An 18,255-nucleotide genomic window follows, 5' to 3' on the forward strand; every position below is an offset into this window, starting at 1 on the left:
CGGTTCCCTACCCCTCCTGCGGATCGAGCGGCAGGGCCATGACGCAATGAAGGGAGGTTGGTTCGAGAACGAAACGGGTGGACGCGCCCAATTGATAGGGAATGGCTTCCTCGATCAATTGCCGTCCGAACCCGCGCAGCCGAGCCGGATCGGGTGTACGGAACGCGAATTTTTCGCGCCACTCGATGACCAGCATGCCGTTTCCACCGTCCTCGCGCTTGAACCACTCGATATCCACACGGCCCTTGGGATCGGCGAGCCCGCCGTGCCGGACGGCGTTGGTGCTCAGTTCGTGGATGACCAGGGTCAACGTCTGGAGCGTGCCGTCGGCAACGAGGACGCGGGGGCCCTCGAGCGTGATGCGATCCCATGTCTCGGTAACAGCGCCAAGTTCCATGCGCAGCAGCGATTGGACCGTCACGGCATCTCCATCGACGCGCGAAAGCAACCCCTGGACGCGTGAAAGGGCACCCAGCCGGCTGTCGAAAGCGCTCAGGAAATCGGGAAGAGACTCTACCATCGACGCCGTCTGCGAAGCGATGGAGCGAACCACGGCGAGAAGATTGCGGGTCCGATGCTGCAATTCCCCCACGAGAATACCCTGGCGTTCCTGAAGCATGCGCATATCGTGGATGTCGGCGGCCGAGCCCACCCATTCCTGCTTATCCTGATCGAGCGCACGGATGGGAACGGCGCGCGACTGATGCCAGCGATACATGCCATCGCTCTGGCGGCGTATCCTGTGCTCGCCGTAATAACTTTCGCCATCGGTGCCGGCTTCATCCCATTTCGCGAGCGCCACGTTCCGGTCGTCGGGATGGATGGCATCGAGCCAGCCATATCCTTCCGACTGCTCGTCTGTCATGCCGGTATAGGCCTCCCATTGCGGGGAGGCCCATGTGCGCTTGCCCTGCGTGGTCGAGCGGAAGACCAGATGGGGCACGGTGGTTGCCAGCAGGCGGAAGCGTTCCTCGCTTTCCATGACCGCCATCTCGTGCTGACGCCGCAGGGTCATGTCCTGCCCGATCTTGAGAAAGCCTTTCGGCGCTCCGTCCGCATCCTTGAGCGGCCAGACGCTGCCCTCGATATAGACGCGCGAGCCTGAGCGGTGCTGGTGCCAGCGAATATCCGGGGCGTAGCCCCGGGTCAGTGCGGTCTGAAATTCTTGGCGCGGCACGCCGCTCTCGCGATCCTCGGCGACGAAAAGCGTCGCGGCGGACTGGCCTAGAATATCCTCGGCGTTCCAGCCGAACACATTGGCAGCACCGGGTGGCCAACTGTCGATATTTCCCTCGCGATCGGTGGTGAAAATGGCGTAATCGCGGGCGTTTTCGACGATCAGCCGAAACCGCTCCTCGCCGTCCGACCGTCCGGTGGCCGATGCCTGGGCGTTTTCCACATGCTGGTTCTCGCTCATGCTGCCCCTCCCCAAGCGTCAGGCGTCACGCATGGCCTCGAACAGCAGCCGCGCCCACCGATCCTGAGCCGAGCCGGAAGACTGCACAACGGCTTCCCGCGCCGCCGGCTCGGCACGATGCACCAGATTGCGCGGCGTCTGCGGCCTGAACGCGGCCACCTTGCGCCGCAGATGCGCCAGATTGAGGGGCTTGTGAAGCGTATCGACGGCACGATATCGCGCATCGATGCTCTCGGGCTGATAGGCGGTCGCAAAGACGATGGGGACGCCGCGCGCCATCAGCACATCGACGAGATCGTAAACCTCCTCGCCGAACAGCTTGATATCGAGAATGGCGCCATCGAGCCGTCTCTTCCCGATGATCAGATTGGCGTAATGGACAGTGGGCGCCGGCCCCAGCACATGGACCCCGTGGCTCTTGAGGTCGTTGCACACTTCGCGCGCCAGAACATAATCGTCCTCGACGACCAGAACGCATTTGCCGGCGATATCGTCGGACCCGCCATCTTCATTGAGACTCATGCAACCCCCGAACTGCCGCGCGCAACCAGATAGCCGGCGAGGACTTCTCCAAGGACCATAGGATCGGCGGGCTTTTCGAACCGCCTTATGTGCGAAAGCGTGGGCGGAATGGCCCAGTGGTCGTAACCTGTGGCGAAGACGAACGGAATGCCGCGATCGTTAAGGCGTTGGGCAACCGGGAAGACCGGGCGTCCACGGATATTGATATCGAGAATGGCCGCGTCGGGAAGCTCGCTCCCCTGCAGGGCCTCAAGGGCAGCATCGACGCTGGAAAAGGGACCGACCACCGTCGCCCCCATCTCCTCGAAGGCCAGCTCGATACTGATCGCGATCAGGTACTCGTCTTCCACCACCATGATGGCTTTCCCGGACAGAACAGGATTGACCGGTTCCATATGCGCCCCTCCGCTAACGGGGGCCGCATGCGGCCCCTATCCCAAAAACCGCTCGCGGCAGTTTCGTTGCACGAGCGGTCGATAATATGACGCCGGGCCGCCGCTTCCGGGTGGAACGCAGGCCGCGCCATTCCCGTTGATACAGAACCGCCCGGCCGGCTCCGACCGGGGAGCCGCCTCCACCGCCGCAAACCTTAACATGCGTTAAGAACCGCTCGTGTTGAGAACCGACAAAGAAAAGACCATGCCGAAAACCCTTTCCGTCCTTGCCCTCAACGGTACGCTCAAAACTTCCGCCAAAGGGGAGATTTCCTCGACCGACAGAATGATCGCACTGCTGCTCAAGGAATTGGAAGCCGAGGAAATAAAGGGCGAAACCATTCGCCTGGCCGATCATTCGGTGCTGCCCGGCGTCACCTCCGATGAAGGCGACGGGGACGCCTGGCCCGATATCAGGCGCCGCATATTGGATGCCGATATCCTGATTGCCGGCACGCCGGTGTGGATGGGACAACCCTCCAGCGTCATCAAGCGGGCGCTCGAACGCATGGATGCCTTCCTGTCCGAAAAAGACGACGAAGGCCGCATGCCGAGCTATGGCAAGGTCGCCATCATCGCAACAGTGGGCAATGAGGACGGCGCCCACCACGTTTCCGCCGAGCTGTTCCAATCGCTCAACGATGTGGGGTTCACGCTGGCGCCCAACGCTGTCGGCTATTGGGTGGGCGAAGCCATGGGTTCGACCGATTTCAGGGATCTCGACACGGTGCCGGACGTGGTGTCGGGCGCGGTGACCATGGCGGCGCGGTCGGCGGCGCATCTGGCGCGGCTGCTGGCCGACAAGCCCTATCCCAGCGTCCAATGAGACCGGGGAGTTGATGGACTTGACCGACCTTCTCGTCGCCCGGCTCGAAAGCCACCTGCCGCTCGATCAGGCCGAACGCAATGGGCTGCTGGCCCTGCCCGCCCAGGTGCGCCACATCTCGGTGCGCGGCCCGGCGCTAGCCGGAAAGCTGACCGAAAACCACGTCCATGTGCTCGAGGACGGCTTTGCCTGCCGATATCGCGATTTGATGGACGGGCGGCGCCAGATTCTTTCGCTGCTGGTGCCGGGCGATATCATCGACCTGCGCCAGTTCGTACTCGGTGGCGCGCAGCCTTCCCTATCGGCGCTTTCCCCGCTGTCGGTCCGTGCGATTCCCAACGCCAGCCTGTTCAAGCTGCTCGAAGTTTTCCCCCGCATAACCCGCGCGCTCTGGAGCACGACGCTGATAGAGGAATCCATATCGCGCGAATGGCTGGTGAGCGTAGGCAAGCGCTCGGCCATAGAGCGGGTAGCCCATCTGCTGTGCGAAATCTACCTGCGCCTTTCGGCGGTGGACCGCAACGACGGCGCACGCTTTCCGCTACCTCTGACACAAAGCGAACTCGCCGACGTGCTGGGGCTTTCGACGGTTCACGTCAACCGCACGCTCCAGGAGCTGCGCAAATCGGGGCTGATCGCCTTCCAGTCGGGGACCGTCGAAATCTTCGATTTCGCGGCGCTCTCGGAAATGGCGATGTTTGCGGCGGGATATCTGCATTTGCGCGAAACGCACTTGCCTCGGCCAGCGGCGGCATAGGGTCGAATTTCAATCGTTGGGATTTATTCCCGGAATCCAGCGCAGCGCTGGCCACGCCATCAGCCGGCCGATTTCGGAAGCGATTGCCTGAGCTTCGCATAGCCCGGCCAGGGGTCGTTCGCGGCCCGCTCGGCGGCAGCTTCGAGGGAGAAGGCGTTGGCCGCCGATAGAGACGCAACCTCATCCCAAGCAACGGGAACGGCGACCGGCGCGCCCTGCCGCGCGCGGCTGGAATAGGGCGCGATGGCTGTCGAGCCGCGTTCGTTGCGCAGATAGTCGATAAAGAGCTTTCCCTTGCGCGCCTTCTTGGACAAAGTTGCCGTGAACCGATCCGGCTCGTCGGCGGCCATCTGCTTGGCGAAGTCGGCGGAAAAGGCCTTGACCGCCGGCCATTCGGCGCGGCGAGTGATGGGGGCGACCACGTGCAGGCCCTTGCCGCCCGTCACGAGGGGGAACGTTTTCAACCCCAGATCGGCAAGGCGATCGCGGATATCGAAGGCGGCGGATTTGACATCGCCGAAATCAAGGCCCTCGTCGGGATCGATATCGAAGACGATCCTGTCGGGTTTCTCGATGGAATCGCGACGCGAGCCCCAGATGTGGAATTCGAGGACACCCATCTGCACGCCGGCCAGAAGGCCCTCGATACCGTCGAGGGTGAAATAATCGTCGGCAGTGCCGTCCTTTTCGACGATCGAAACCGTATGCATGCCCTGGGTGAAGCCGCCCGTATCGTGCTTTTGAAAAAAGCATTGCTTGGCGCGGCCCGCTGGGCAACGCACCAGGCTGAGCGGCCTATCGGCAATATAGGGCAGCATGGCATCGACCACCGCCGCGTAATAGGCGGCGAGGCGCGCCTTGGTCACCCCCTGCTCGGGAAACAGCACCTTGTCAGGGCTGGAAAGCTTGACGCCGGCCTTTGCGGCGGCGGCGATGCCGTCTTCATCCGAAAGCGTCATGGACTTGCCTCCCTTGAGCTTGGCGGGCCGCTCCAGCGCGATGTTTCTGGCCGGCTTGTCCTCGCGCAAACCGAGAAACGAAGGATGCCGCAGCGCGCCGTCCGGTGTGATTTCAGTATAGGCGATTTCGGCAAGATGGCGCGGGGAAACCCAGCGGGCGCCACGCGACATAGGCCGGGGAACGCCCGTCAACGGCGCTGTCTTGCGCGCGTCGGCTTCGAGCATTTTCTGCAATTGAGCGCGCAGATCATCCGAAAAGCCGGTCCCCACCCTGCCCCGATAGACCAGCTTGCCGTTTTCTTGCGTCGCCAGCAGCAGCGAGGCGAAGGCGCCCCGGCGCTTTTCAGAGGGCGTCCAGCCCACGATGATGAACTCCTGGCGGAGCGTGCATTTGATCTTGAGCCAGGATTTTCCGCGCCCCGGGCGATACGCCGCATCGGCGCGCTTGGCGATGACGCCCTCATGGCCTGCCTTACAGATGGCATTGAACACCTCCTCGCCCTTGCCGGCGATGTCGGGCGAAAGCTGGATCGGATCGTGCCGCGTTCGCCCGCCCAAAAGGCCTTCGAGCTCCTTCTTGCGCTCGGAAAGCGGCTGGGAGCGCAGGGATTTGCCGTCGAGTTCGAAAAGATCGAAGGCAAAATAGATCAGCGGACCGCCTTCGGAGAGGTGCTTTTTGAGCGTCGAGAAGCTGGTCTTGCCGTCTCCATCGAACGCGCAGATCTCGCCATCGATCAGCGCGCTCGACTTGGTGAGGCCGGAGAATGGCGCGACCAGGGGCGCGAATTTGTCGGTCCAGTCGAGACCATTGCGGGTGTAGAGTCGGACGGTGTCGCGGGAGACGGCGGCAAGGCAGCGATACCCGTCATATTTCATCTCGAACAGCCAGTCCCTGCCCGAGGGTACGGTATCGACAAGTGTCGCGAGCTGCGGTTCGGCGAATTTCGGCAGCGGCTTGTCGCTCTTGCGCGGTTTCGTGGCCGGAGGCTTTCCGGCGGCGATGGCGTCCATGGCGCGGCCGGTGGAAACGCTTTTGTCGGCCTTGAGAATCCCTTCCCCGTCGCCGGTCGCGTATTCGTCGTGCTCCTTGATGAGCAGCCAATTTTCGCCCTTCTCGCCCGGCCGGGGCTTCATGCGCACCAGGGCCCAGCCGCCCTTCATCCGCTCGCCGTCGAGGCGGATCTTGAGCTTGCCGGACTTGAAACCCTTCCTGGGGTCCTCGATGGGCTCCCAGGTGCCGAAATCCCAAAGCATCACCGTGCCGCCGCCATACTGACCCTTGGGAATGGTGCCCTCGAAGGTCGCGTAATCGAGCGGATGATCCTCGGTGCGGACGGCGAGGCGTTTGTCGGCGGGGTCGGTGCTGGGGCCGCGGGTCACGGCCCAGCTTTTGAGCACGCCTTCATATTCGAGGCGGAAATCGTAATGCAGCCGGGTCGCATCGTGCTTTTGCACAACGAATATGTTGCCCGAAGCCGAGCGCGCACCACCGGAGGGTTCGCTGGTCTTGGTGAAATCACGCTTGGCGCGGTATTCGTCGAGCAGGTCGCGGGCACGCGCCATAACTAGCTGGCTTTCTTGCGCGGCGAAGATTTCGCGGTTTTCGACGCGGCCTTGGATTTCGAACGGCTGCCGGTTCCTTCAAGGCTCGATTTCAACGCGTCCATGAGGTCGATGACGTTGGTCTTACTCTGGGCGGCCGTCGGCTCGTCGGTGTCGGTGGTGATCTTCTTGCGGCTCTTGGATTTGAGCTTCTTGTCCACGAGAGCCCGCAAGGCATCGGTGTAATGATCCTTGAACTTGCCGGCCTCGAAGGGTGCTGTCTTGCGCTCGATCAATTGCGTTGCGACGTCGAGCAAATCCTTTTCCGCCTTGGCTTTCGAAATGCCGGAAAAGAACGGGTCGGCTTTTCGGATTTCATCTTCGTAGTGAAGAGTTTCCAATAATAGACCGGTTCCACAGGGTTTTATCGCGCAGATATATTCGCGCCCGCGCATGGCGATCTGTCCCAGGCCGATTTTTTCGGAGGCCCGGAGCGCGTCGCGCACGACGCGGAATGCGTCTTCGGACAGTTCGTCCTGGGGGACGACGTAATAGGATTTGTCGAAATAGATGGGATCGATCTCGCATCCGCCGACGAACTGGACGAGTTCCAGCGTCTTGCGCGTTTCGAGCTTTACCGCGTCGATCTCCTCATCATCGAGCAGCACGTAATCGTCCTTCTCGTATTCGAAGCCCTTGAGAATGTCGTCGGCATTGACCGGGCCGATGCCGGGCACGACCTTTTCGTATTTGACGGGCTTGCCCGAAGGCTCGTGAATCTGCCGGAACGAAAGCCGCGCGCCGGATTTGGAGGCCGAATAAAGTTCCACCGGAATGGCCACGAGCGACAGTCTGATCTGGCCCTTCCAGACGGGGCGAGCTGAAGGCATGGAACGGTCCTTGAAACGCGAATGACTGGTGGAGACTCAATTCACTTCCGAGACCGCCGGTTCCCTGCGTTCGGACGCCCCGTGCAGCGCGATATTGATGCACGACACTTCCGGAACGGAGACCGCTTGTTCGAGTTGATCTGAAAGTGCAGTCGAGGAGGTCAACATGGACACCGCACGCGAAGACACCATCCGCAAAAGAGCGCATCAAATCTGGGAAAACGAAGGACGCCCCGACGGGCGCGACCACGCGCATTGGGAAGAAGCCGAGCGGGAAATGGCCGATGGCCGCCTGAATGGTCAGCCGGACACGGGCAACGATCTCCAAAACGATCCCGACATTGGCTACGCCGGTGGGGCATCCGCCCTGGAAGGCGACGTGATGAACGACCCCGAGCCCGACGGCAGCGTCAATCCCGGCCGCCGAGGGCGGACGAACAAGTAGATCAGCCGGAGTCCGCCGTATTTAACCTATGTTAATGCGGCGGACTTTTCATGCTATAAGCTCCTTGGACACAAGGAGCCGCGCAATGGAAATCCGTAAGACTGTCGCGCAATCAGTGCGCGAGGAAGTGGATCGGCATAAACGGCGGTTGCTCAAGCTCGAAGAGAGCACCACCCGTATAGCCGGCACCCACAATTGCCCCGATCCCAGCCTGATCAGGCTGGCCCTGCTGCGCCGGAGCATGGCTTCGCGGACGGTCGTCAAGCTTTAGAGCGCCCGTTGGCGAATTGCGCCAGCCATCGGGCGGCGATACATTCCTCCGTATCGAGGCCAACCCGACGCGGCCGCTTTTCGCGGATCAATGCCATATCCTGGGCAAGACTGCCCTGCTCCCAGCGCTCGAACACGGCTGGATGGATGTAGCAGGCGCGGCATACGGCGCGCGTGTTGCCCAGCTTGGCCGAAACTGCGTCGATGACCGCGTTGAGCGCCTTGGCACGGCCCGATTTGGTTTCGGGAACCTCGGTTTTCGCCAATAGGGTCAGCGCCCGCATCGTGCCGCCCCAGGTTCGGAAATCCTTGGAGCTGAACCGCTCGCCGATCGTGGCGCGGATATAGGCGTTGACGTCGTTCGAGCCGACATCGTGCAGGGCACCCTCCTCGTCGCGATAGCGGAACAATCTCTGGCCCGGCAAGTCCTCAACGGTCTTAAGGATCTTCGCCATCCGGCGGTCCGCGCCCCCGACATCCCAGGTCTTGCCCGATTTGCCGTTGAACCGGAACCGCAGCCGGGACCCGGAAATATCCAGATGCCGGTCGCGCAGGGTGGTGAGCCCGAAGCTCTTGTTGTCCTTGACGTAGCTGTCGTTGCCGACCCGGATCATCGTGTTGTCCAGCAGCCAGACGATGCTGGCCACGACTTTTTCGCGCGGAACGCCGCGAAGGCGCAGATCGGCATCGACGGCCTTGCGGATCTTGGGGAGACTGTCGGCGAAATCGGCCAGAAGGGTATATTTGGCCATGCCGCGATCAGCATGCCATTGGTCGTGATAGCGATATTGCTTTCGCCCCTTCTGGTCCCGGCCCGTCGCCTGAATATGCCCTTCTGGATCGGGGCAAATCCATACATCGGTCCACGCCGGGGGAATGGCGAGCGCCTTTATCCGCGCAATATCGCTCGCCCGGTTGACCGAACGCCCGCTGTCGCGAACATAGCTGAAGCCCTTTCCGTGACGGCGCCGGGCGATGCCCGGCTCGTCATCGTTCACATAGCGGAGGCGGCCATTGGAAAGACCGGGATCAATCGTGGTCATTTACGGTCAGCTGCTCGGGAACTCACCACCATCCACATGGATAGTCTGGCCGGTCATGAAGCGGCTGTCCTCGGTGGCCAGCAGCAAAAAGGCCGGCGCGACCTCGTTGGGCTGGCCGGCGCGCCCCAGCGGCGTCGATGCGCCGAACTCCTTGACCTGCTCTGGTGGGAAGCTGGCCGGGATCAGCGGCGTCCAGATCGGCCCCGGCGCGACCGCGTTGACGAGGATGCCCTTATCGGCGAACCGGGCGGCAAGGGAACGGGTGAGAGCGACGATAGCACCCTTGGTCATCGCGTAGTCCACCAGTTGCGGATGTCCGCGATAGGCGACGATGGAGGCCGTGTTGATGATCCTCGCTCCGCTTTCGAAATGGTCGATCACCGCCTGCACCATCTGGAAATAGCCATAGATATTGGTTTCGAACACGTGCTTCATGGCTTCGGTGTCGAGCTCGGCGATATCGTCGCGAACGTGCTGTTCGGCGGCGTTGTTGACGAGGATGTCGACGCGACCATAGGCGGTGAGCGTGCGCTCGGCGACGTCCTTGCAGAAATCGGGATCGCCGACGTCGCCGGCGATCAGCAGCGCTTCGCTGCCTTCGTCCTCGACGAGCGCCCGCGTCGCGTCGGCGTCTTCATGCTCTTCGAGATAGACGATAACCACCTTGGCGCCTTCGCGCGCAAACAACACACTGACGGCGCGCCCGATACCGGAATCGCCGCCCGTGATGATGGCCACCTTGCCCTCCAGCCGTCCGCTGCCGGGATAGAACGGCATGTATTCGGGCTCGGGATGCATCTTGTCTTCACGGCCCGGTTGCCGAGTCTGGCGCTGGGCGGGCTGATTGGCCATCGGTCGTTCTCCATCGCGAGAATATCTCGTGCTGGCAATGCGCTGGCGATGGGTTCGTTCCTCGCCTTGCGGTACGTCAATGGGCCCGGCGGAACCCCGCGTCGGCCAATTCCGTTGCCCAGTCGAAAATCTTGAGGAGTGCAACGATGACCGACGGGGCCATGAGCAATTTCGATCTCGAAGGCCGGCTGGCCGCCCAACGGCAGGTGCTGCAATGGCTGCTCGAGCGGCACGTCCGATCGCCCGAGGATTTGCGCGATCTCAAGGCCCATATCGATGATTCCATTCCGCCGCGCGACCATCAGGAAGACCCCGGCGCGGTGCTCACCGAAGGCTATGTTGCGCTGACGGCGGCGGGAATCGAGGTGCGCTCGCTGCTGGAGCCGTTCGAAGCGCGGTTTGGGCGTGGGGCGAAGATTGGGGAGTGAGCGGCGTTGCCACAAACCCAACTTGTCATTCCGGGATTTATTCCCGGAATCCAACGCAGCGAAGGCTACGCGCTTCTGGGATTGGCGCTTGCATCGCGGGCAGCCACCCGGGAAAGCAGGTAATCGACCTCTTCCTGCGCCTTTGCGGTCAATACGCCAGCCGGCTTGCGCTGGAAGTCGGTGGACATCAATCCGCGCTTATGGAGCACATATTTGCGCACGGCGAGGCCGACGCCCTGCTGCTGCTCGTAGCGGATCAGCGGCAGATGGGCGTCGAACAGGTCGTGGGCGGCATCGCGATTGCCGGCAGCTTGGAGACGGACGATATCGGCGAGCGCGTCGGTGAAGGCATAGCCGGTCATCGCCCCGTCGGCGCCGCGCTCCATCTCGAAATCGAGGAACAGGCCGCCGTTGCCGCAGAGGATCGAAATCTCCCGCATGCCGCTTTCGCTTTGGAATTTGCGCAGGGCGCTGATCTTTTCCAGCCCCGGCCAATCCTCATGCTTGAGCATGACGCACGACGGATGGGCGTTGACGATGTCGCGGATCACCCCGGGGGTCATGACCACGGTGAGCGTCAGCGGGTAATCCTGAAGGACGAAGGGAATGTCCTCGCCGATCGCCTCGACGGCGGAAGCGTAGTAGCCCCTGATCTGGTCGTCGGTACGCAGGTTCGACGGCGGCGCGATCATCACGCCGGCAGCGCCAAAATCCATGGACTCGCGGGCCAGGCGCCGCATGGCGGCAAAGCCGGGAGCGGACACGCCGACGACGATAGGCAGGTCCGAGCGCCCGACCACCTGCCGCACGATCCCAACCGATTCCTCATATTCGAGCTTGGGCGCCTCGCCCATTATACCCAGAATGGTGATGCCGGTGGCTCCCGCCTCGGCGTAGAAATCGGTGAGCCGGTCGACCGATTTGATGTCGACCGATAAATCGTCGAGAAAGGGCGTCGTGGCGATCGCATAGACGCCCTTGGCGGTGTGGTCGAGCGGCATGGTCAGGACTGGGCCTTGAAGGTTTCGTAGCGCTTTTTGGTCTCTTCGTTCATCGGATAAAGCCCCGGCAGCGGCACGCCGCGATCGACCTCGGTCATGATCCAGGCTTCCATGGCTTCCTGCTCGGGCGCTTCGGCCAGCACCTCGTCGAGCAGCGCCTGGGGGATGACGACCGCGCCATCATCATCAACAACTATCGTGTCTCCGGGGATGACGGCAACCCCGCCGCAGCCGATCGTCTCCTGCCAGCCAACGAAGGTGAGGCCCGCGACCGAAGGTGGCGCGGAAATACCGTTGCACCAGACAGGCAGATTGGTGGAGTGGACCCCGGCGGCGTCGCGCACCATGCCGTCGGTGATGAGCGCAGCAACGCCCTTCTTGGCCATGCGGAAGCAGAGAATGTCGCCAAAGATGCCGGCATCGGAAACGCCCATGGCATCGGCAACGACCACGGCGCCCTCCGGCATGTCCTCGATAGCAGATCGGGTGGAGATGGGCGAACCCCAGCTTGCCGGCGTAGCCAGATCCTCGCGCGCTGGAACGAAGCGCAGGGTGAAGGCGGGACCGACGATACGCGGCAATCCCGACCGGATCGGCCTGGCGTTGCGTATCCACACATTACGCAGGCCCTTTTTGAGCAGGACGGTAGTGAGAGTTGCCGTCGACACGCCCTTGAGCGTTTCGATGGCCTTGGGGTCCAAGGTCATTTTGTTTCTCCTAAATACTGGCGATCAGCCCGCCATCGACCCGGATCACCGAGCCCGTGAGGTACGAAGCGCGCTTGCTGGCGAGGAACGCGACCACATCGCCATATTCGGCGGGATCGCCATAGCGGCCGAGCGGGATGGAGCCGGTGCTTTCGGCGGAGACGTCCTCGACCGCCCTGCCCTCGCGCTTGGCCTTCTGCTCGTCGAGGAATTTGATCCGTCCCGTCGCGATGCGGCCCGGCAGGACGATATTGGCAGTGATGCCGTCGCGCCCGACCTCGCGAGCCAGCGTCTTGGACCAGCCGACCAGCGACAGGCGCAGGGCGTTCGAAATGCCGAGGTTGGGAATGGGTGCGACGACGCCCGAGGAGGTCGAGGTGACGACGCGGCCCCATTTGCGCTCCCGCATGCCGGGCAGCACCGCATCAGTGATGGCGATGACCGAAACCACCATGGCGCGGAAGTATTTCTCCCAATCCTCAGGGGGTTGACCGGACGCTGGTGTGGGCGGAGGCCCGCCCGTGTTGTTGACCAGAATATCGATCGGGCCGAGATCAGCTTCGATTTTCCCGATATTGGCGGCAATAATCGAAAGATCGGCCATATCCCATATCAAGGCTTTCGCAGTGCCGCCGGTCGCGACAATAGCGTCGACGGTTGCCTGCGCCGCCTCGGCATTGATATCGGCCACCGCGACCTTGGCGCCCTCGGCTGCCAGCGAACGGGCGATGGCACCACCCAACCCGCCGCCCGCGCCGAACACCAACGCGGTCTTGTCTGAAATTGATAGGTCCATGGACTCCCTCCGTGTGATGCGCATCTTGCCCGAGCGAGAGCTGAAGAAAACAAGCGCAAGGCTTGATTGAGAACAAAGAAATTATTTGTTTTGAGCCGATTTGGCGGGAACGGATTCCACGGCCTCTATGACCACGTCGATAAGGCGGCCAGCAGGAGAACTTTGCGGCCAGAGCATGCCGATAGCCCGCGCGGAGCGTGGTCGGGGGACTGGAAGCCGGATGAGAGAGCCGGTTTCGTCCCAGGGCACGGACCAGTCGGGCACGAGCGAAACGCCGAGCCCCGAACGAACCATTACGGCGATCGCATCGAGGGAATCGAGTTCGAAACGCTCCCTGGGTTTTATGCCCGCATCGCGAAGATACTGGTCGGGCAGCCGCCCACCCCAATTGTTGCGGTCGTAGCGGATCAAGGGTTCGGTTTTCAAAAGCGCGAGCGGGTTGGCGTCGGCGTGTTCCGGGCGGCAAAGAACCACCAGGGGTTCGCTCCGCAACGTTTTCCAGCGCAGCGATTTGGCGACCTCGAAGGGCGGCTGGACCAACAGCGCGGCATCGATCTTGCCATCGAGCAGCGCGCGGTAAAGATCGTTCGAGGTACCGGGGAGTAGGAAGGCGTTGACGTCGGGAGCGGTTGCGCTCAGCGCCCGCAACGCTTCGGGCAGAATGCCCGTCAGCGCCGTGGAGATTGCGCCGAGACGGATATCGCCCGCGACGTTGTCGAGCTGGGCGAGGCTGGAAAGCGAGCGAATATCGACCAGAATCTGGCGACCTTTTTCGAGGATAGCGTACCCGGCCTGCGTAGGTTTCACCCGACGCCCGGCGCGGATGAGCAATTGGGCGCCCACTTCGTCTTCGAGCGCCTGCATACGCTGGGCGACGGCGACCGGGGTTATGCCCAGCCGGCGGGACGCCTCGGCCAGCGAACCGAGTTCGGCCACCAGAACGAACGTTTCAAGAAACCGCGTTTCCATGCCCCTCACCCTCGCGCACTCCATGCAGCCGATCGACGATCATCGATGCAATCGGCATTGCCGACGTGGCGGCCGGTGAGGGTGCGTTGCAGACATGGAGCATACGCCGCGATTGCAGAAACAGAAAATCATGGACAAGCGTGCCATCGTCGAGAATGGCCTGGGCGCGGATGCCGGCACCCGGTTCGCCTAAATCGTCGAGCGTTAGGCTTGGGCAGTATTTGCGGCATTCTTCGAGGTAATGGCGGCGAAATAGTGAATTGCGGAATTCGGTGACCCCCGATTTGAGATTCTTGACCGCCATGCGCCAGAAACCGAGATGGCTGGCGAGGGAGACGATGTCGGTGAGGTTGGCGCTTCCCTTTTTGTAACCCTCGCGTGAAAAGCCGAGCACCGCATTGGGGCCCACCGTCACGCGGCCATCGATGGTGCGGGTGAGATGGATGCCCAGGAACGGCAGGTCGGGATCGGGCACGGGGTAGATGAGGTGCTTGACGATATCCGATTTCGAACGCGGCAGGGTGTAATATTCGCCCCGGAACGGCACGATCCTGTGCTTTACGTCCATGCCGGCGAGACGGGCGATCCGGTCGGATTGGAGCCCCGCACAACCGATGAGCATACTGGCCGTGATTGTGGCGCCTTCCTGCGTACGAACATGAACGGACGGTCCCTCTTCGGCGATACCGACCACCTGGGCGCCGAACCTGATCTCGCAAGCCCGGTCGGCGAGTTTGCGCGCCATCGCCTCGCAAACCTGCCGGTAATCGACGATGCCGGTGGCGTGGACCAGAAGCGCGCCGAGACCGGCAATGTTGGGTTCGAGTTCGCGCAAACGTGCCGCTGAGACGCTCTCATAGGCGATGTCATTGTCCCGCGCCCGCTTTTCGAGACCGGAAAGCCGTTCCAGTTCGAGCGGATTGGTCGCGACAAGCAGCTTGCCGCAGGTTTCGAACGGTATGCCGTTCGCCTCGCAGAAGGCCTTGGTGGCCTCTGCGCCGGCGCGGCAAAGACGGGCCTTGAGCGAGCCGGGTTGATAGTAGATGCCCGCATGTATCACGCCGGAGTTGTGGCCGGTCTGGTGCGTTGCAACCGCCCTCTCCTTTTCCAGAACCACGATCCGGGCGGACGGATCGCGCTCGCTGAGTTCGAGCGCGGTCGCGAGCCCGACGATGCCGCCGCCGATGACGCAATATGTATAGTCCATAATTCACCGTTCGGTAGTGAGGGACCGCTCAGGATGAAGACGACTCTTCGAGCAGTGCATTAGATTTTCCTCCCATCATCTTGCGGACGATCGGAAGCGCGATGACGAGGATGGTGAGTATGAAAAGCGCCAGAGCAATGGGTCGTTCGATGAACACCAGAAGATCGCCCTGCGACTGGATCATCGTTCGGCGAATATTGCGCTCCAGCATCGGGCCCAGGATGAGACCGAGGACCAGAGGGACCGGGGGATAATCGAGCTTGAGAAGGATCAAGCCGAAAATGCCGGCCAACAGTGCGATGGCGAGGCCGGACATCGAATAGTCGATGGCAAAGACGCCGAAGACGATGATCGCGAAGACGATAGGATAGAGAATGGCTGTTGCGATGAAGAGCAGTGCGGCCAGCATTGGGGTGAGCAGCAGGGTGAGGAACACTAGCATCAGATTGCCGATCCAGAAGCTGCCGAAGACGGCCCAGATGAAATCGCCATTATTGACGAACAGCAGGGGTCCGGGCTGGAGGCCCAGCATCAGCAGCCCTGCCATCATCACCGCTGTTGTCGCCGAACCGGGGATGCCCAGGGTGAAGAGCGGGATCATGGAAGCGTAGGAAGCGCTGTTGTTGGCCGATTCGGGCGCGGCGATGCCCTGGACGAGACCCGTTCCGTATTTTTCCGGCGTCTTGGACATGCGCTTGGAAGTGGCATAGGCCATCATGGTGGCGGCCGTGGCGCCGATGCCCGGAAGCACGCCGACGAAAAAGCCGGTGACCGAGCCCTGGAGCAGATCTTTCCAGGACAGAACCGCATCCTTGATGCGCGGGAAGAGGCTCGAGAACTTGAACTTCGCCAGCCCCGAGGTGACGTTCTCGTTGAGGCTGGTGAACATGGCGGTGAGACCGAACAGGCCGACCGCGACCACCGAAAAATCGACGCCGTCGAACAGATCCATGGAGCCGAAGGTGAAGCGGATGGGACCCGCGATCGGGTCGAGCCCAATCATCCCCACCCAGAAGCCGATGGCCAGCGCGACGAAGCCCTTGATCGGGTTCCGTCCACCTAAAACGCTGACGAGCGACAGGGCGAAGATCATCATTGCGGTCATTTCCGTTGGACCGAAGGCTAACGCGGCGCTGGCGATGGGGACCGAAAGGGTCACGAGGCCGATGAGACCGACCAATCCCCCGATGAAAGAGGCAAAGACGCTCATGCCCAGTGCGCGCCCCGCCTCGCCATTCTTAGCCATGGGATAGCCGTCCATTACGGTCATCACCGAGGGCGGATCGCCGGGAATTCCGAGCAGGATCGAGGTAACGGCGCCACCGAACATCGAGCCGTAATAGATGCCTGCAAGACAGGCCAATGCGGGCACGCCCCCCAGACTGATGGCCACCGGCAACATTATGGCGACACCCGCCGAAGGACCCAACCCCGGCAGAGCACCGATCAGCAAACCGATGACGACGCCGAATAGGGTGGCCAGCAAGGTGGTGGGGGTAACGGCCTGAATGATGCCGTCGAAAAGGAGCGAAAAGACTTCCATGACAACCTCCCTACCCTAGAGTCCGAATGGCCCGGTCGGCACCGGGATGCGCAGCCACACGCCAAAGGCCAGGCGTAGAAAAAGGGGAAACAGGACCGCGACGGGGATTAGACGGAGGAGAAATTTCGGCTCGAGCGTGGGGCGGATGATGAAGCCGGCGGCCAGCATGAAAGCGATGACCGACAGGGTCAGCCCCAGATAGGGGGTCGCCACGATGACCAGCGCCAGGGCGGCGGAGATCAGCACGATCTTGACGATGTCCCGTCTGTCCACGCCTCCTGAAAGGGTCTCGCTGCCCCGCAGGTTTCTCACGAGGTTGACCACGCTGAGAACGACGATGGCACTCCCGATCAGAACGGGAAAAAAGCCGGCGCCGGGCGTGGTTCCGTTCATGTAGCCATAGTCGAAGCCCGACCAGACAATGTAACAGCCGAACGCGATGAGAAAGATCGCAAAGAGCTGATCGACACGCGTGATGGACATTATTCGGTTCCTCCCAGATCGATAGGCTCGGCCATATGCCGAGCCCCAAGGGGACCGGGCGCGCGTCCGCACCCGGCCGGCGGATCAGATGATGCCAAGCTCGGTCATTATTGTTTCATAGCGCTGATGCGTCTGTTCGATCAGGGCTCCGAACTCCTCGGAACTGAGGAAGGCGGGGGAATCGTGATAGCGCTCGATATACTGCTCTCGCCACTCGTCGCTCGTGGCCACCTGTTCGAGGATGTTTTCCCAATAGGCGACGACGTCTTCCCCCACATTATCGGGCATGACGAGGCCGCGTAGCTGAACGTGCTCGATGTCATGACCGAGCTCGACGAAGGTCGGAACGTCGGGGAAAGCGTCGACGCGTTCGGCCGAGCTTATGGCCAGCGGACGCAGCGCGCCTGCCTCGGTTTGAGCCATCAATTCACTCGGGTTCATGAAGACCAGATCCACATGACCGCCCAAAACGGCCGCCAGCGCTTCACCTTCGCCATCGAAGGGGACTGCATCGATCTGAACGTTGAGGGCATTGGACACCATATTGGCCAGCAGCGCGGCATCGGAAACGACGCCGACGGTAGCGGTGGTCAACCGATCGGCCCCGGCAATATCCTCAAAGCTCTCATAAGGCGAGTTCGCCGGCACGGCCAGGATATAGGGCGAATAGGAAATGGCCGCGAGCGGGGTGAAATTTTCATAGCTCACCGGCGAAGCGCCCAAGAGCGGCGTCGTGAAAAAACTCACGCTAACCGTGGCCAGCACATAGGGGTTGCCATCTTCCTGAGCGACCGAGCCGTAACCGACGGCGCCGGAACCGCCCGGGCGGTTCTCGGGCAGAATTTGGACCGGAAGCAGATCCATCTCACCGATGACGCTAGCGATGGTGCGGGCAAGCGTATCGCTGCCGCCACCAACCCCGAACGGAATGATCATCTGAATGTCGCGTTCGGGGTATTCCTGGGCCACGACGGAGCCCGTCAGCGCACCAAAAGCCACGATAGCGGTCGCGGCCAGACGGTGCCTATTGCTAAAGATCCTCATATTGGTTCCTCCTTGTGCGGGTGGCCGGAATGGCTGCCCTTCCTCCATGGCGCGGACCATTTCAGCCGCGCCCTACAAGCCCGTGAACGGGCAAGAAGACGCCGCCCTCCCCGGCGGCAT

At 62.1% G+C, this 18,255-nt stretch carries 20 protein-coding genes; 5 read left to right on the top strand and 15 right to left on the bottom strand.

From position 1 onward, the window contains the following. Window positions 1–7 precede the first annotated feature (7 nt). The 3 genes from V4T21_RS08740 to V4T21_RS08750 are packed head-to-tail and all read right to left on the bottom strand — an operon-like array spanning window position 8 to window position 2,334. Complete coding sequence (locus V4T21_RS08740; RefSeq protein ID WP_332715558.1) at window positions 8–1,417, bottom strand: PAS domain-containing HWE histidine kinase family protein; 1,410 nt, start codon at window positions 1,415–1,417, stop codon at window positions 8–10. An 18-nt stretch (window positions 1,418–1,435) separates the two neighbouring features. Further along, window positions 1,436–1,939, bottom strand: coding sequence for a response regulator (locus V4T21_RS08745; RefSeq protein ID WP_332715560.1), 504 nt, complete (start codon window positions 1,937–1,939; stop codon window positions 1,436–1,438). Next, entirely contained in the window at window positions 1,936–2,334 is a 399-nt protein-coding gene (locus tag V4T21_RS08750; RefSeq protein ID WP_332715562.1) for a response regulator, read from the bottom strand. Before V4T21_RS08750 ends, V4T21_RS08745 begins: the two co-directional genes overlap by 4 nt. Window positions 2,335–2,578: 244 nt before the next feature. Between V4T21_RS08750 and V4T21_RS08755 the strand changes: the two genes are divergently transcribed. Then, window positions 2,579–3,199, top strand: coding sequence for a flavodoxin family protein (locus V4T21_RS08755; protein ID WP_332715564.1), 621 nt, complete (start codon window positions 2,579–2,581; stop codon window positions 3,197–3,199). 19 nt (window positions 3,200–3,218) lie between these two features. Then, a complete protein-coding gene (locus V4T21_RS08760) occupies window positions 3,219–3,956 on the top strand; it encodes a Crp/Fnr family transcriptional regulator (protein ID WP_332715566.1) in 738 nt (245 codons plus the stop codon). 59 nt (window positions 3,957–4,015) lie between these two features. On the opposite strand, the gene ligD is transcribed toward V4T21_RS08760, so the two are convergent. After that, window positions 4,016–6,478: a DNA ligase D gene (gene ligD, locus V4T21_RS08765; protein ID WP_332715568.1), complete on the bottom strand. Its 2,463-nt coding sequence runs from the start codon at window positions 6,476–6,478 to the stop codon at window positions 4,016–4,018. A gap of 2 nt (window positions 6,479–6,480) precedes the next feature. Continuing rightward, window positions 6,481–7,347 (bottom strand): non-homologous end joining protein Ku, encoded by an 867-nt coding sequence (ku, locus tag V4T21_RS08770; RefSeq protein WP_332715570.1) that lies wholly within the window; start codon window positions 7,345–7,347, stop codon window positions 6,481–6,483. A 166-nt stretch (window positions 7,348–7,513) separates the two neighbouring features. Here ku and V4T21_RS08775 point away from each other — a divergent pair, with 166 nt between their 5' ends. Beyond that, entirely contained in the window at window positions 7,514–7,792 is a 279-nt protein-coding gene (locus V4T21_RS08775) for a DUF2934 domain-containing protein (protein ID WP_332715572.1), read from the top strand. Between the two features lie 85 nt (window positions 7,793–7,877). Further along, the gene (locus tag V4T21_RS08780; protein WP_332715575.1) at window positions 7,878–8,063 is read left to right on the top strand and encodes a hypothetical protein; all 186 of its coding nucleotides are present in this window, start codon (window positions 7,878–7,880) and stop codon (window positions 8,061–8,063) included. Here V4T21_RS08780 and V4T21_RS08785 read toward each other — a convergent pair. Then, the gene (locus tag V4T21_RS08785; RefSeq protein ID WP_332715577.1) at window positions 8,053–9,105 is read right to left on the bottom strand and encodes a DNA topoisomerase IB; all 1,053 of its coding nucleotides are present in this window, start codon (window positions 9,103–9,105) and stop codon (window positions 8,053–8,055) included. The genes V4T21_RS08780 and V4T21_RS08785 overlap by 11 nt on opposite strands. A 6-nt stretch (window positions 9,106–9,111) precedes the next feature. Next, window positions 9,112–9,957, bottom strand: a complete 846-nt coding sequence (locus tag V4T21_RS08790) for a glucose 1-dehydrogenase (RefSeq protein WP_332715579.1) — start codon at window positions 9,955–9,957, stop codon at window positions 9,112–9,114. 146 nt (window positions 9,958–10,103) lie between these two features. On the opposite strand from V4T21_RS08790, the gene V4T21_RS08795 reads away from it, so the two are divergent. Further along, complete coding sequence (locus V4T21_RS08795) at window positions 10,104–10,385, top strand: hypothetical protein (RefSeq protein ID WP_332715582.1); 282 nt, start codon at window positions 10,104–10,106, stop codon at window positions 10,383–10,385. A 65-nt stretch (window positions 10,386–10,450) separates the two neighbouring features. Here the strand turns inward: V4T21_RS08795 and V4T21_RS08800 are convergent, their stop codons facing one another. The 8 genes from V4T21_RS08800 to V4T21_RS08835 all read right to left on the bottom strand — a co-directional run bounded on the left by V4T21_RS08800 (window position 10,451) and on the right by V4T21_RS08835 (window position 18,135). Further along, window positions 10,451–11,386, bottom strand: a complete 936-nt coding sequence (locus tag V4T21_RS08800; RefSeq protein ID WP_332715584.1) for a dihydrodipicolinate synthase family protein — start codon at window positions 11,384–11,386, stop codon at window positions 10,451–10,453. A 2-nt stretch (window positions 11,387–11,388) separates the two neighbouring features. Continuing rightward, window positions 11,389–12,093: a ribonuclease activity regulator RraA gene (locus V4T21_RS08805; protein ID WP_332715586.1), complete on the bottom strand. Its 705-nt coding sequence runs from the start codon at window positions 12,091–12,093 to the stop codon at window positions 11,389–11,391. Window positions 12,094–12,103: 10 nt separating this feature from the next. Next, a complete protein-coding gene (locus V4T21_RS08810) occupies window positions 12,104–12,889 on the bottom strand; it encodes an SDR family oxidoreductase (RefSeq protein WP_332715588.1) in 786 nt (261 codons plus the stop codon). A gap of 81 nt (window positions 12,890–12,970) precedes the next feature. Then, the gene (locus V4T21_RS08815) at window positions 12,971–13,858 is read right to left on the bottom strand and encodes a LysR family transcriptional regulator (protein WP_332715590.1); all 888 of its coding nucleotides are present in this window, start codon (window positions 13,856–13,858) and stop codon (window positions 12,971–12,973) included. Continuing rightward, a complete protein-coding gene (gene lhgD / locus V4T21_RS08820) occupies window positions 13,839–15,068 on the bottom strand; it encodes an L-2-hydroxyglutarate dehydrogenase (RefSeq protein WP_332715836.1) in 1,230 nt (409 codons plus the stop codon). Before lhgD ends, V4T21_RS08815 begins: the two co-directional genes overlap by 20 nt. 25 nt (window positions 15,069–15,093) lie before the next feature. After that, window positions 15,094–16,608 carry a tripartite tricarboxylate transporter permease gene (locus V4T21_RS08825; RefSeq protein ID WP_332715592.1) on the bottom strand — a complete coding sequence of 505 codons (1,515 nt, stop codon included), beginning with the start codon at window positions 16,606–16,608 and terminating at the stop codon, window positions 15,094–15,096. A 15-nt stretch (window positions 16,609–16,623) separates the two neighbouring features. Then, window positions 16,624–17,091 (bottom strand): tripartite tricarboxylate transporter TctB family protein, encoded by a 468-nt coding sequence (locus tag V4T21_RS08830; protein ID WP_332715593.1) that lies wholly within the window; start codon window positions 17,089–17,091, stop codon window positions 16,624–16,626. An 84-nt stretch (window positions 17,092–17,175) separates the two neighbouring features. Then, window positions 17,176–18,135, bottom strand: a complete 960-nt coding sequence (locus tag V4T21_RS08835) for a Bug family tripartite tricarboxylate transporter substrate binding protein (RefSeq protein WP_332715594.1) — start codon at window positions 18,133–18,135, stop codon at window positions 17,176–17,178. Between the last annotated feature and the right edge of the window lie 120 nt (window positions 18,136–18,255).

The sequence above is a fragment of the Pelagibacterium mangrovi genome (genome assembly GCF_036662815.1).
GTDB lineage: Bacteria > Pseudomonadota > Alphaproteobacteria > Rhizobiales > Devosiaceae > Pelagibacterium > Pelagibacterium mangrovi.